Here is a 13,735-nt window from a genome sequence, read left to right on the forward strand (position 1 = left end):
CGCACGTCTCGGCTGAGCGACCCAGCCGTCCCGGTCCCGGTCCCTGATTACTGTCGAGTGACTTCGGTCGGTGGTCGAAGGCCGCCAACGAATCACCCCGAGGCCCACCCGGCCCCGGAGCCCTTCAGCAGGACGATCAGTTGGTGGTCGCGAGGGCGAAGGGGAGCACCGCCGGCGCGCCCGCCCCGCGCAACAGGCGCGCGGCCACGGTCATCGTCCAGCCCGAGTCGACACAGTCGTCCACGAGCAGCACCGGCCCGTCCACCTCCCGCACCGCGTGCGCGACGTCCTCCGGCAGAGCCAGGGACGCGTGGAGCGAGGCCAACCGCTGGGCGCTGTTGGCGTTCGACCGCGCTCCGCCCCGACTGGTCACCCGGCCCAGGAACGGCAGACGGCCGATGCTCGCCAGCCGTTGGGCGAGGCTGGCGACGAGCTGGGGACGACGGTGCGACTCGATGGCGACGACCCCGGCGGGGCGCCGTTCCCAGCCCCACGCCGCCAACACCTGCACACATGCGTTGAAGACGTCGTCCGGCACGGGCTGGTCGACGCTGCCGGCCCCCAGGAGCTCGCGCAGCCGGTTGCCCCAGCCGATGTCGGTCAACCGTCCCAGCGCCCGCCCGACGCTCGCCGCCTCGGTGGCGGCGATGCGTCCGGTCAGGGGCACGCCGAGCGCGGCCATCCCGGTCGGCCACTGCTTCCGGGGCTCCAGCTCCACCCCGGGGCGCCGCAGGCGCTCCCGGGCCGCCGCGATCTCGGCGTCGTCGACCTGCGCGGAGCGTCGCCGTCCCGTGCAGTTGTCGCACCGCCCGCACGGCGCCGCGTGCGGGTCGTCGAGCTGCCGCAGCAGGAACTCCATCCGGCACCCGTCGGTGGCCTGGTAGTCGAGCATCGCCTGCTGCTCGCGGCGGCGGGCCTCGGCGACCCGCGCGTACCGCTCCGCGTCGTACTCCCACGGCACGCCGGTGGCCTCCCAGCCGCCGCGCACCCGCCGCACGGCCCCGTCGACGTCGAGGACCTTGAGCACGACCTCCAGCCGCGTCCGGCTCAGCTCCACCCTCGGTTCGAGCGCGGCCGTGGACAGCGGCCCCGGCGCCTCGGCCAGGGCCGCCAGGAGCTGACGCACCACGGGCTCCGGGGGGAACGCCAGCGAGGCGAAGTAGTTCCAGATGTCGCGGTCCTCGCGGCCGGGCAGCAACAGCACCTCGGCCCGCCGCACGCCGCGACCGGCGCGGCCGATCTGCTGGTAGTAGGCGATCGGCGAGGACGGCGCCCCGAGGTGCACCACGAACCCCAGGTCGGGCTTGTCGAACCCCATCCCGAGCGCCGAGGTCGCGACCAGCGCCTTCACCCGGTTCGCGAGCAGGTCCGCCTCGGCCTGCTGGCGCTCGGCGGGGTCGCTGCGCCCCGAGTAGGCGACCACGGCGTGGCCGCGTTCGCGCAGGTAGGAGGCGACGTCGTCCGCCGCGGCCACGGTGAGGGTGTAGACGATGCCCGAGCCGGGCAGCTCGGACAGCTTCTCGGCCAGCCACGCCAGCCGTTGCTCGGCGCCCATCGGGGCGCCGTCCTCGCGGCGCACCACGCCCAGGTGCAGGCTCTCCCGGTCGAGCGCGCCCCGCAGCACCAGCGCCGCCTGGTCGCCCAGCCCGAGCTGTTCGGCCACGTCCCGCACCACGCGGTCGTTGGCCGTCGCCGTGGTGGCCAGCACCGGGACGTCGGCGGGCAGCTCGGCGATGAGCGTGCGCAGCCGGCGGTAGTCGGGGCGGAAGTCGTGCCCCCAGTCGGAGATGCAGTGCGCCTCGTCGACCACCAGCAGCCCGGCCGCCGCGCTGAGCTGCGGCAGGACCGCGTCCCGGAAGTCGGGGTTGTTCAGCCGTTCCGGGCTGACCAGCAGCACGTCGACCTCGCCGGCCGCGACCCGGGCCTCGACGTCGTCCCACTCCTCCTGGTTGGCCGAGTTGATCGTGGCGGCGCGCACGCCGGCGCGGGCCGCGGCGTCGACCTGGTTGCGCATCAGCGCGAGCAACGGCGACACGATGACGGTCGGCCCCTCGCCCAGCTCGCGCAGCAGCGCGGTGGCCACGAAGTAGACCGCGGACTTGCCCCAGCCGGTCCGTTGCACGACCAGCGCCCGCCGCCGGTCGACCACCAGCGCCTGGATGGCCGTCCACTGGTCCTCGCGCAGGCGGGCCCCGTCGCCGGCCAGCGCGCGCAGCCGCTCCTCGGCCAGTTCCCGCAGTGCGTGCTCGTCCACGCGCACCTGCCTACCGCATGCCCCCGACACCCCCGCAAATCGGTCGGCCGCTCGGGCTACCCTGGCCCCCGTGACCACGCTCACCGCCGCCGACTCCGCCGTGGACCGCGACGACCTGCGGGAACAGGTGCACGCCGCGGCCGGCCGGGCCAGGACCGCCGCCGCCGAGCTGGCCCTGCTCACCCGTCAGCGCAAGGACGAGGCGCTCCTGGCGATGGCCGACGCGCTGGACGCGCGCGCCGCCGAGGTGCTGGCGGCCAACGCCGAGGACCTCGACCGCGGGCGCGCCGCCGGGCTCGGCGAGGCGTTGCTGGACCGGCTGGCGCTCAACGAGAGCCGGGTCGCCGGCATCGCGGGGGGTCTGCGGCTCGTGGCGGGGCTGCCGGACCCGGTCGGCGACGTCGTGCGCGGCGGGATGCTGCCCAACGGGCTGGAGCTGCGCCAGGTGCGGGTGCCGTTGGGGGTCGTCGGCATCGTCTACGAGGCGCGTCCGAACGTGACGGTGGACGCGGCTGGGCTGGCGCTCAAGGCGGGCAACGCCGTGCTGCTGCGCGGCTCGTCGTCGGCGGAGCGGTCCAACACCGCCCTGGTGGCGGTGCTGCGGGACGCGTTGACGAAGGTGGGCCTGCCGGCCGACGCGGTGCAGATGCTGCCCTGCCACGACCGCGCCAGCGTGCATCACCTGATCACCGCTCGCGGGTTGGTGGACCTGGTGATCCCTCGGGGCGGCGCCGGTCTGATCGACGCGGTGGTGCGGGGCGCGACCGTGCCCACGGTCGAGACGGGCGTGGGCAACTGCCACGTCTACGTGGACGCCTCCGCCGACCCCGAGCTGGCCGAGCGCATCGTGGTCAACGCCAAGGCCCGCCGGCCGAGCGTCTGCAACGCGGCGGAGACCTTGCTCGTGCACGCCGACCTCGCCTCGGAGTTCGTGCCCCGGGTGGTGCGCGCCCTCGCCGAGGCGGGGGTGACCGTGCACGCCGACGAGCGGTTCGCGGGGCTCGCGGGCGACGCCGGGTCGGTGGTGCCGGCCGAGGATGGCGACTGGGATACCGAGTACCTGTCGCTGGACATCGCGGCGCGGGTGGTCGACTCGCTCGACGACGCCGTGCGCCACATCGCCGAGCACGGCACCGGCCACACCGAGGCGATCGTCACGGGCGACGTGAAGGCCGCGCGGGAGTTCACCGCGAGGGTGGACGCGGCGGCGGTCATGGTCAACGCCTCCACGGCGTTCACCGACGGCTTCGAGTTCGGCATGGGCGCCGAGATCGGCATCTCCACCCAGAAGCTGCACGCCAGGGGTCCGATGGGGTTGCCGGAGCTGACCTCCACCAAGTGGGTCGTGTGGGGGGAGGGGCACGTCCGTCCCACCTCGTGAGCCGCGGGTGGACGGGGACGGGGACGGGACGGTGAGCGGGCGGAGCGGGCCGACGCGGCGTAGGGACGCCGGGGCGACCAGGGCCGCCCTGCTGGAGGCCGCGGCCGCGTTGTTCGCGGAGCAGGGCTACGAGCGCACGACGGTGCGGGAGGTCGCCGCGCGGGCCGGCGTGAACCAGGCGTTGCTGTTCCGCTACTTCGGCTCCAAGGAGGAGCTGTTCGCCGAGGTCCTGGCCGCGCAGAACGACGAGCTGCTGGCGGGCCCGGCCGAGACGCTCCTGCCCAGGGTGTTGGCCGACCTGCTACGGGACACCGACCCGGCGTGGGTGCGACGCGCGCTCCAGGCGGTGTTGCGGTCGGTGGGGCACGCGGGCGCGGCGGAGTTGCTGCGGGAACGACTGGGCGCGGCCTACGGGAGCCGGCTCGCGTCGTTGAGCAGCGAACCGGACGCCGAGCTGCGCGCCGACCTGGTGATCGCCTGGTTGTTCGGGATCGGGCTGCTGCGCTCCGTGGTCGGGAAGCGGCCGCTGGCCGACGCCGACCCCGACCAGGTGACCGCGCTCGTCCTCCGAACGGCTCGCCACCTTCTGGGTGATCCGCCCGCCGCCGGTTCGGGCGATTGATCGACTCGCTTCGCCGCCTTACGTTGCCCGTTGGTAAGCGCGTGCTTACATCGCGCCCGCGGCCGACGAGGAGGTCGACGATGACCGAGAACGCCACCGCCGACGACCAGCCCCTGCCCTACCCCTTCGGGAACGGGCGCCAGATCGAGCTGGAACGGCGCTACGCCGAGCTGCGGGAAGCCCCGGGGCTGGCGCGGGTCCAGCTCCCCTACGGACGGGACTGCTGGCTGGCCACCCGTTACGAGGACGCCAAGATCGTGCTCGGCGACCCCCGGTTCAGCCGGGCCGCCGCCGTGGGGCCCGACGTGCCCCGCCCGAACCCGGAACAGCCAGGGGAGGGCGGCATCCTCATGCTCGACCCGCCCGAGCACACCCGGATCAGGGGCGTGGCCAGCCGCGCGTTCACCGCGCGTCGCGTGGAGCGGATGCGGGAGCACACCAGGGAGATCGTCGAGCGGCTCGTGGACGAGATGGTGGAGCGCGGAGCGCCCGCCGACCTCGTCGAACACGTCGCGCTGCCCCTCCCGGTGATGGTGATCAGCGAGATGCTCGGGGTCCCCTACTCGGACCGCGACGACTTCCAGCGCTGGTCCAACGCGTTCCTGTCGACCTCCCTGCTGCCGCCCGAGACCGTCATCGAGTACGGCAAGGCCCTGCGTGACTACATGACGGGCCTGGTGGAGCAGCGCCGTGCCGCGCCGACCGACGACCTGCTCAGCGCGATGCTGCGCGCCAGCGACGAGGAGGAGCGGATCACGCAGGACGAGCTGGTCAACCTCGCGATCGCGATCCTGGTCGCCGGGCACGAGACGACCGCCACCCAGCTCCCCAACTTCGTCTACGTGCTGGACCGCGAGCGGGACCAGTGGGACCTGCTCCTCGAACGGCCCGACCTGGTGCCGCGCGCCGTCGAGGAGCTGGTGCGCTGGGTGCCGCTGGGCGTCTCCTCGGCCTTCCCCCGGTACGCGCGGGAGGACGTGGAGGTCGGAGGCGTGCTGGTGCGGGCGGGCGAGCCCGTGCTGGCCTCGGTCGCGTCGGCCAACCGCGACCGGCGCGTCTTCGCCGATCCCGACCGGCTCGACATCCTCCGTGAGGACAATCCGCACATCGGGTTCGGCCACGGCCCCCACCACTGCCTGGGCGCGCAGCTCGCCCGGATGGAGTTGCAGGAGGGGCTGCGCGCGTTGCTCCGCAAGGTGCCGACGCTGCGGGTCGCGGTGGGCGAGGACGAGCTGGACTGGAAGGACGGCATGTTCGTGCGGGGCTTCCGCACGCTGCCGGTGACGTGGTGAGGAGGGCCGCCGATGAGCGGACAGCGCTGGTTGGTCGAGGTGGACCGGGACGTGTGCATCGGCAGCGGGATGTGCGCGGGGTCGGCCCCGGCGTTCTTCGAGCTGGTCGACGGGCGGTCGCGGCCGCTGCACGGGGAGGTCGACGCGGACGACGAGGTGCTGGGCGCCGCCGAGTCCTGCCCGGTGGAGGCGATCCTGGTGCGTGAGGTGGGCACCGGCCGGCAGCTCGCCCCCGAGGAGTGACCGCGGGCGGGTGGGCGCCCTCGCCGCGATCGCGGTTGGCGAGGGCGCCCGTCGCGTCACACCCGGACCACCACCTGGTCGAGGGTCTTGCGCACCAGGTCGGGCACCACGGCGTCGGGCGCGGGGTAGCCGACCGGGATGACCGCGAAGGCCTTCTCGTTGCGGGGGCGGCCGAGGACCTCGGACAGGAACCGCATGGGGCTGGGGGTGTGCACCAGCGCCGCCAGCCCGGACAGGTGCAGCGCCGTGATCAGCATGCCGACGGCGATCCCCACCGACTCGTCGACGTAGTAGTGCTTGTAGCTGCTGCCGTCGGGGCGCAACGCGAACCGTTGCTGGAAGACCACGATCAGGTGGGGAGCGTCGGTGATGTGGGGCTTGTTCTCGTCGGTGCCCAGGGGCGCCAACGCCGAGAGCCACTCCTCGCCGAGCCGGCCGGCGTAGGAGCGGCGTTCCTCCTCCTCGGCGGCCTCGCGGATGCGGCGCCGCACCTCGGGGTCCTGCACCAGCACGAACGTCCACGGCTGCTGGTGCGCCCCGGAGGGCGCGGTGTTCGCCACGGCGATGGCGTCGAGCACCACCTGCTCGGGCACCGGGTCGGTGGAGAACATGCGGACCGTGCGCCGTTCGTCCATCCGCTGGCGTAACTCGCGCGCCCGCGCCAACGACTCGTCGGCGGGCATGCGGGACGGCCGGTAGGGCACGGGCCGGTAGGGCTGGCCGTGCATCGGGGTCCAGGTCCTCATGGCGGTGAGTATGGTCGTGGTCACACCCGGGCAGCACACCCGAAAGAGTGAGGTCTGGACCACTCGGGGTCGGGTGGGCGCGGACCTCGCGCGGGGCGGCGACCGGACGCCGTGCGGGGGCCGGATGTCGGAGCCGCCGGCGGCCGTCTCGTAGGCTGACCGGTCATGTCGGAGCCAACGACCGAGCCGGACCGGCCCTGCGGTCACACACCGCGACGGCTCGGCGTGATGGGTGGCACCTTCGACCCGGTCCACCACGGGCACCTGGTGGCCGCGAGCGAGGTGCAGGCGCGCTTCCACCTCGACGAGGTCATCTTCGTGCCGACCGGGCAGCCGTGGCAGAAGACGCAGCGCGCGGTGAGCGCGCCCGAGGACCGCTACCTCATGACGGTCGTCGCGACCGCGTCCAACCCGCGGTTCTCCGTCAGCAGGGTGGACATCGACCGGCAGGGCGCCACCTACACCGTGGACACCCTCACCGACCTGCGTCGCCAGTACCCGGACGACGAGCTGTTCTTCATCACCGGCGCGGACGCGCTCGCGCAGATCCTGTCCTGGCACCGCGCCGACGAGCTGTTCGACCTCGCCCACTTCATCGGCGTCACCCGCCCCGGGTTCGACCTCAACGACCACCACCTGCCCCGGGGCTCGGTGAGCCTGATCGAGGTCCCCGCCATGGCGATCTCCTCCACCGACTGCCGCGCGCGCGTCGCCGCGGGGCTGCCGGTCTGGTACCTCGTCCCGGACGGGGTGGTGCAGTACATCTCGAAGCGCCGCCTGTACCGGTCGTGCTAACCGGCCAGCCAGCATGAGCGGGTACCCTGGGTAACTCGTCCGGACCAGTCCCCGCGCGCGGAAACCGCACCGAGGTCCGGACGGGGAGGAGAGACGTGGCAGCGACCGAGGAGGCACGTCGGCTCGCGCTGGTCGCCGCGCAGGCGGCGGCGGACAAGAAGGCCAGCGACATCGTCGTGCTCGACGTGTCCGACCAGCTCGTGATCACCGACTGTTTCGTGATCGCCTCGGCGCCCAACGAGCGGCAGGTCCAGGCGATCGTGGACAACGTCGAGGAGAAGATGCGCGGCGCCGGCACCAAGCCGGTGCGGCGGGAGGGCGCCCAGGAGGGGCGCTGGGTGCTGCTCGACTTCGTCGACGTCGTCGTGCACGTGCAGCACACCGAGGAGCGCACCTTCTACGGCCTGGAGCGGCTGTGGAAGGACTGCCCGCGCATCGAGTTCGCCGACGCGGCTCTGGCGGGACGGGCGACCGACGAGGCGGACGAGGACACGACGGCGTGACGCTCACGCGGCTGGTGCTCTGGCGGCACGGGGAGACCGACTACAACGCGACCGGGCGACTCCAGGGCCACTTCGACTCGCACCTCACGGACGTCGGCCGCGCGCAGGCGCGTCGCGCCGTGCCGGTGCTGGTCGGGTTCGCCCCCAGCATCGTGGTGAGCTCCGACCTGGCGCGCGCCGCGGACACCGCCGGCGTGTACGCCGAGGAGGCGAGGGTCCGGGTCCGGCTGGACAAGCGCCTGCGGGAGACCCACCTCGGTGAGTGGCAGGGGCTGACCCAGGCCCAGGTCGAGGCCCGGTGGCCCGGCGCGCTGCGCACGTGGCGCACCGACCCGCGGTGGGCGCCTCCCGGCGGCGAGGCCCGCGTCGAGGTGGCCGCGCGCGGCGCCGAGGTCGTGGCCGAGCTGGACGCCGAGGTCGACGGCACCGCCCTGCTGTGCGCGCACGGCGGCCTGATCAGCGCGGTGACCGGCCGCCTGCTGGGCCTGCCGTTGGAGACGTGGCCGCTGCTGGGCGGCATCACCAACTGTCACTGGACCGTGTTGACCCGTCGCAGTGATGGGGACGGCCAGTGGCGACTCACCGCGTACAACGCGGGGCTGGGCGGTTGACCGGAGCGGGGCGGCCGGCCGGCGGCCCTCGCCTGTTGGTCCTGGGCGACTCGCTGGCCTTCCACGGCCCCGCCGGTCCGCTGCCCGCCGACGACGCCCGACTGTGGCCGAACGTCGCGGCCGCGGCGCTGGGCGGGGTCGCCGACCTGGTGGCGGGCATCGGCTGGACCGCGCGGGACGTCTGGTGGGCGCTCACCAGGGACCCCAGGGTCTGGGCGCTCCTCCCGGCCGTCGACGTGCTCGTCCTGGCCGTGGGCAGCATGGACACGCTGCCCTCGCCGTTGCCCACGGCGCTGCGCGAGGGCATCCGCTACCTGCGGCCGGACCCCTTGCGACGGTGGGCGCGGCGAGGATATGTCGCCGCGCAACCACATCTGGCCCGCCTGCTGCGGGGTCGGCCGGTCGCGTTGCCACCCGCGCTGACCGTGCGCTACCTCGACCGTTGCTGGCGGGCCGTGCGGGCCCTGCGTCCTGACCTGCCCGTCGTCGGCGTCGTGCCCTCGGTGCACCGCTCCGCCGCCTACGCCTACGTCCACACCGGCCACGCGCCGGCCGTCGCGGCGGTCCGCGCCTGGTCACACCGACGGGACGTTCCCCTGCTCGACCTGCCCACGCTGGTCCGTCCCCACCTCGCCGGGGCGGACGCCAACCCGGACGGAATGCACTGGGGATGGGCCGCGCACCGCCGCGTCGGGGACGCGCTGGCGGAGACGATCACCCACCTGCCGCCGCGCCGTTAGCCCGGAGGGTGGCTACCCGGTCGTAGGCTCGGTGACCATGCCGGTAGCCGTCGTCACCGACTCGACCGCGTACCTCCCCGAGGGCCTGACTGAGCGCTACCACGTTCGGGTGGTACCCCTGCACGTGACCGTGGCCGACCAGGCACGCCTGGAGGGGGTGGACCTGGGGCCCGCGGAGCTGGCCGAGGCGCTGGGCCGCCGCCGGCCCGTGCGCACCTCGATGGCCACCCCGGCCGAGCTGGCCGCCACCTACCGCCACGCGCTGGACTCCGGCGCGGACGGCGTGGTCTCCGTCCACCTGTCCGGGGCGCTGTCGGGCACGTTCGAATCCGCCAGGGCCGCCGCCGACCAGGTGGCCCCCGACCGGGTGCGGGTGGTCGACTCCCGGTCGACCGCCATGGGCCTCGGGTTCGCCGTGCTGGCGGCCGCCATCGCCGCCGGCGCGGGAGCCGACGTCCGGCGCGCGGCGCGGGTGGCCACCGAGGTCGCGGCGCGCACACGGACGCTGTTCTGCCTGGAGACGCTGGAGTGGCTGCGTCGGGGCGGCCGGATCGGGGCGGCCCAGGCGTTGCTGGGCACCGCGTTGTCGATCAAGCCTCTGCTGCATGTCGAGGACGGCCGCATCGTGCCCCTGGAGAAGGTGCGCACGTCCAGCCGGGCGGAGGCAAGGCTGCTCGACCGGGCCGTCGAGGCGGCAGGGGACGGCCCGGTCGCGGTCGCGGTGCACCACCTCGGCACGCCCGAGCGGGCCGAACGCGTCGCCGGTCAGATGCGGGAGCGACTGCCCCGGCTGCGGGACTGCTTCGTCTCGGAGGTGGGCGCCGTGGTCGGCGCGCACACCGGCCCTGGCGCGCTGGGCATCGTCGTGCTCCCAGGCGGGCTGTGATCAGAACTTGGGACGACTAGGGCCCTCATCGACCACGCCTCGCGTGGCCGAACCCACCATGCTCCCACCCACCACCGACACTTCCCCCAGCCATCACCCGTAAGAGAAGCCAGTTATCCACAGGCTTCGCAGCCATCCACAACTGGATCACTGCCAGGTGCCCCGACCGCCGGCCTTCCCTACCGTCGGCGTCATGTTGGACACGCTCCGATCCCGCGACGACACCGACACCACCCGGGCCCGGCTGGCCGCCCTGGCGGCGCGCACGAGTGCCCACTCGCGGCCGTCCTCGTTGATGAACGAGGAACCCGGCCGCGGACCCGACCCGCCGCCCGACATGGCCGCCCGTCCCGAACACGGGGTGGTGCGACGCGACCGCGTGGGCCGATGGCTCGAACGCTGGGTTCCGGTAGGTCTGCGCACTGCTCGATGGACGCCGGGCCGACGTTCCGCGGTGGCGCTGTGCTCCGCCGTGGGCGTGGTCGCGGTCCTGATCGGCGTGGCGCTGTGGGTCCGACGCCCGGTCGTGGAAGCGGCCCCCGCGCTGCCGCCAGTCCCGAGCACGGCCGCGCGGCTGCCGTCGTCTCCGCCGTCAGCGCCATCCCCACTGTCCACTTCGGACCACTCCATCGTCGTGAGCGTGGTGGGGCGGGTCCACCAGCCGGGGCTGCTCACGCTGCGGGAGGGCGCGCGGGTGGCCGACGCCGTGACGGCGGCGGGCGGGGTCCTCCCGGAGACGGACACCAGCGGCCTGAACCTCGCCCGACGCCTCGCCGACGGCGAACAGGTCCACGTGGGCGTCATCCCGCACCCCGAGGCGCTGGCGGACGGCGGTGTCGTCGGCCCCGGCTCGGGAGCCGGAGGAGCCGGCGGCCCCCGGGGCAAGGTCAACATCAACACCGCGGGAGCCCAGCAACTCGACACGTTGCCGGGGGTCGGCCTCGTGACGGCCCAACGGATCGTGGACTGGCGGACGAAACACGGTCCATTTCGGACAGTCGAGCAGTTGCGGCAGATCGACGGGATCGGCGAGGCCCGGTTCCAACGGCTGAGGGAACTGGTGACGCTGTGAACGGCGGGCCGGTCTCCCGCGAACCCGCCCGGATCGGGCCGATCCTGTTCTCCTCCACGGAAGACGACATGACCACGGCCCTCGACCTCCGCCTGGTTCCCGCCGCGGCGGCCGCGTGGGCGGTGTCCCTCCTGGGATTGCGAGCCGGCTGGACCGCCTCGGCATGGTGCGGCGTGGTGGCGCTCGCCGTCGGGGCGCTGGCGTTGCTGAGAAAACGACGAACCCGAGCAGTGAGAGGGGTGTTGGTGGTGTGTGGGGTGACGGCCGCCATGGCGGCGGTGGTGACGGTTCGGGTCAGGCACGTGGCCGAACACCCGGTGCGCTCGGCGGCCGAACAGGGCCTGCCCGCCCTGCTCCGGGTCGAGATCGACGACGATCCCACGCCGCTGCGCTCACCCGGGTACGGCGAGCGGCCAGCGGGGAGCGATCGGGTGTCGGTGCTGGTCGGGTTACGTCAGGTCGAGATCACCGATCGGACCGGGCGCACCACGGACCTCGGCGGTCAGGGGGAGCGGGTTCTCCTTCTTGCTCCCAGCGACTGGGGCGGCCTGCTCCCGGGGCAGGAGGCGACAGCGCGCGGTGAGCTGGCGCCGGCCACGCGCGGCGACCTGGTCGTCGCCGTGCTGAGGGTGCGGGGACCGCCGAACGAGGTCACCGCAGCGCCCTGGTGGCAGACCTCGGCCGGCGCCCTGCGCGAGGGCCTGCGGAACGCCTCCCGAACACTCGACCCGGAACCCGCGGGGCTGGTGCCGGCGCTCGTCGTCGGAGACACCACGGCCCTGCCGGAACGGGTGGTCGGCGAGTTCCGCGCCGCGGGCCTCACCCACCTGTTGGCGGTCAGCGGGGCCAACCTCGCGATCGTCTGCGGGGCCGTGCTCCTGGTGTGTCGGCTGCTCCGGCTGGGCCCCCGCACCTGTGGCGTGCTGGCGGGACTGGCGGTCACCGGGTTCGTCGTACTGGCCCGCCCGGAGCCGAGTGTGCTCCGCGCGGCGGTGATGGCGGGAGTCGCGCTGTTGGCCCTCGCGGTCGGACGACCACGCTCGGCCCTCCCGGCCCTGGCCGGATCGGTCCTGGTCCTGCTCCTGGTCGACACCGGCCTCGCTGCCGCGCCGGGGTTCGCCCTGTCGGTGCTCGCGACGGCGGCGCTCGTCGTGATCGCACCGTGGTGGGCGGACGCCCTCAGCCGACGCGGCGTGCCGTCGGGATTCGCCGAGGCGCTGGCGGTCCCCGCGGCGGCGCACCTGGTCACCGCTCCGCTGGTGGTCGCGTTGTCCGGCAAGGTCAGCCTGGTCGCCGTGGTGGCCAACCTGCTCGCGGCTCCGGCGGTGCCACCGGTGACGATCCTCGGGGTGCTGGCGGCGGTGGTGGCGCCGGCGCACCTGGCTGCCGCCGAGGTGCTGTTGTCGGTCGCGGGTCCACCCGCCACCTGGCTGGTCCAGGTCGGACGGTGGGCGGCGGCGGTGCCGGGCGCGGAGTTCGCGTGGCCGTCCGGCGTGTTCGGCGGCCTCGCCCTGGCGGTGGTGGCCCTCGCGGTGTTGGTGGCGCTGCGGTTCCCGCGCGCTCGGGTGCTGTTGGCGGTGGTGCTGGTCGGTGTCGTGCTCGCCGTGGTGCCGACGAGCGTGTTGCGTCCTGGTTGGCCGGTGTCGGGGTGGGTGGTGGTGGCGTGCGATGTGGGACAGGGAGACGCGGTCGTGGTGGCGACGGCCGAGCCGGGCCGGGCGGTGGTCGTGGACACCGGGCCGGAGCCCGGGGCGGTCGACGGGTGCCTGCGCCGGCTGGGCGTGCGGCGCATTCCCCTCGTCGTGCTCTCCCATCTCCACGCGGACCACGTCGGCGGCCTGTCCTCGGTGCTCGACGGCCGCGAGGTGGGGGCGGTCGCGCTCGGTCCGCTCCACCACCCCGAGTGGGCCGCGCGGGAGGTCCGGCAGACCGCCGCCCGGGCTCAGGTTCCCCTGGTGGGGCTCGGCATGGGCGACCACCTGGAGTGGCCGGGGCTTCGGCTGGAGGTGCTCGGCCCCAGGGACGCTCCCGTCGGCCCCCCGCCGAACGCGGACGCCGGAACCCCGGTCAACGACGCGTCGCTCGTCCTCCGGGCCACCACGCCCGCCGGACGGGTCCTGCTCACCGGAGACGTCGAACTGGCTGGCCAGAGCGCGCTGCTCACGGCCGGAACCGATCTGACAGCGGAGGTGCTCAAGGTCCCCCACCACGGATCGCGGTCCACCCTGCCGGCGTTCCTGGCCGCCGTGCGCCCCCACGTCGCGCTGATCAGCGTGGGGGCCGGAAACCGGTACGGCCACCCCAGTCGCCTGGTCGTTGACGCGCTCACCGACGCCGGCGCCCGTGTCCTCCGCACCGACCACGACGGTGACATCGCGGTGCTGTCCGCCGAGCAGGGAACAGCGACAGCCCGACGCGGCGACCCACGCGCTCCGCCGCGCTGAGCGACCTCACGGCGCGTGGCCGCCCCGCGCAGCGGCGGCCACGCGCCCCAAAACCAACACTCACGGGGGATCGGGGGAGGGGAGGGGGCGGGGGGGGGGGGGGCCCGGGGGGGGGTTGTCGCTCGGAGGGGTGGTTGACGGGGAGG

General features: G+C 74.3%; 13 protein-coding genes. 11 read left to right on the forward strand and 2 right to left on the reverse strand.

The genetic code is table 11. The features are described from left to right. Nucleotides 1–136 precede the first annotated feature (136 nt). The gene (locus LX15_RS19265; protein WP_253671006.1) at nt 137–2,254 is read right to left on the reverse strand and encodes a RecQ family ATP-dependent DNA helicase; all 2,118 of its coding nucleotides are present in this window, start codon (nt 2,252–2,254) and stop codon (nt 137–139) included. A 70-nt stretch (nt 2,255–2,324) separates the two neighbouring features. On the opposite strand from LX15_RS19265, the gene LX15_RS19270 reads away from it, so the two are divergent. The 4 genes from LX15_RS19270 (at nt 2,325) to LX15_RS19285 (ending at nt 5,792) form a co-directional block, all read left to right on the forward strand. Then, entirely contained in the window at nt 2,325–3,635 is a 1,311-nt protein-coding gene (locus tag LX15_RS19270; RefSeq protein WP_308213489.1) for a glutamate-5-semialdehyde dehydrogenase, read from the forward strand. Between the two features lie 31 nt (nt 3,636–3,666). Then, nucleotides 3,667–4,257 carry a TetR/AcrR family transcriptional regulator gene (locus tag LX15_RS19275; protein WP_253671007.1) on the forward strand — a complete coding sequence of 197 codons (591 nt, stop codon included), beginning with the start codon at nt 3,667–3,669 and terminating at the stop codon, nt 4,255–4,257. An 80-nt stretch (nt 4,258–4,337) separates the two neighbouring features. Further along, nucleotides 4,338–5,549, forward strand: a complete 1,212-nt coding sequence (locus LX15_RS19280; protein ID WP_253671008.1) for a cytochrome P450 — start codon at nt 4,338–4,340, stop codon at nt 5,547–5,549. Between the two features lie 12 nt (nt 5,550–5,561). Further along, nucleotides 5,562–5,792 (forward strand): ferredoxin, encoded by a 231-nt coding sequence (locus LX15_RS19285; protein ID WP_253671009.1) that lies wholly within the window; start codon nt 5,562–5,564, stop codon nt 5,790–5,792. A gap of 56 nt (nt 5,793–5,848) precedes the next feature. Here the strand turns inward: LX15_RS19285 and LX15_RS19290 are convergent, their stop codons facing one another. Beyond that, nucleotides 5,849–6,538 (reverse strand): nitroreductase family protein, encoded by a 690-nt coding sequence (locus LX15_RS19290; RefSeq protein WP_253671010.1) that lies wholly within the window; start codon nt 6,536–6,538, stop codon nt 5,849–5,851. A gap of 165 nt (nt 6,539–6,703) precedes the next feature. On the opposite strand from LX15_RS19290, the gene nadD reads away from it, so the two are divergent. The 7 genes from nadD (at nt 6,704) to LX15_RS19325 (ending at nt 13,589) form a co-directional block, all read left to right on the forward strand. Further along, nucleotides 6,704–7,333, forward strand: coding sequence for a nicotinate-nucleotide adenylyltransferase (nadD, locus tag LX15_RS19295; RefSeq protein ID WP_253671011.1), 630 nt, complete (start codon nt 6,704–6,706; stop codon nt 7,331–7,333). Nucleotides 7,334–7,428: 95 nt separating this feature from the next. Beyond that, nucleotides 7,429–7,836 carry a ribosome silencing factor gene (gene rsfS / locus LX15_RS19300; protein WP_253671012.1) on the forward strand — a complete coding sequence of 136 codons (408 nt, stop codon included), beginning with the start codon at nt 7,429–7,431 and terminating at the stop codon, nt 7,834–7,836. Beyond that, nucleotides 7,833–8,447: a histidine phosphatase family protein gene (locus tag LX15_RS19305; protein ID WP_253671013.1), complete on the forward strand. Its 615-nt coding sequence runs from the start codon at nt 7,833–7,835 to the stop codon at nt 8,445–8,447. Before rsfS ends, LX15_RS19305 begins: the two co-directional genes overlap by 4 nt. After that, on the forward strand, nt 8,444–9,187 hold the full coding sequence (gene octT, locus LX15_RS19310; RefSeq protein WP_253671014.1) for a diglucosylglycerate octanoyltransferase: 744 nt from the start codon (nt 8,444–8,446) through the stop codon (nt 9,185–9,187). Before LX15_RS19305 ends, octT begins: the two co-directional genes overlap by 4 nt. Before the next feature lie 37 nt (nt 9,188–9,224). After that, nucleotides 9,225–10,073 (forward strand): DegV family protein, encoded by an 849-nt coding sequence (locus LX15_RS19315; protein ID WP_253671015.1) that lies wholly within the window; start codon nt 9,225–9,227, stop codon nt 10,071–10,073. A 193-nt stretch (nt 10,074–10,266) separates the two neighbouring features. Next, nucleotides 10,267–11,145, forward strand: a complete 879-nt coding sequence (locus LX15_RS19320; protein WP_253671016.1) for a ComEA family DNA-binding protein — start codon at nt 10,267–10,269, stop codon at nt 11,143–11,145. 68 nt (nt 11,146–11,213) lie between these two features. After that, entirely contained in the window at nt 11,214–13,589 is a 2,376-nt protein-coding gene (locus tag LX15_RS19325) for a DNA internalization-related competence protein ComEC/Rec2 (RefSeq protein ID WP_253671017.1), read from the forward strand. Nucleotides 13,590–13,735: the final 146 nt, after the last annotated feature.

It is taken from the genome of Streptoalloteichus tenebrarius (genome assembly GCF_024171885.1).
Classification (GTDB): Bacteria; Actinomycetota; Actinomycetes; order Mycobacteriales; family Pseudonocardiaceae; genus Streptoalloteichus; species Streptoalloteichus tenebrarius.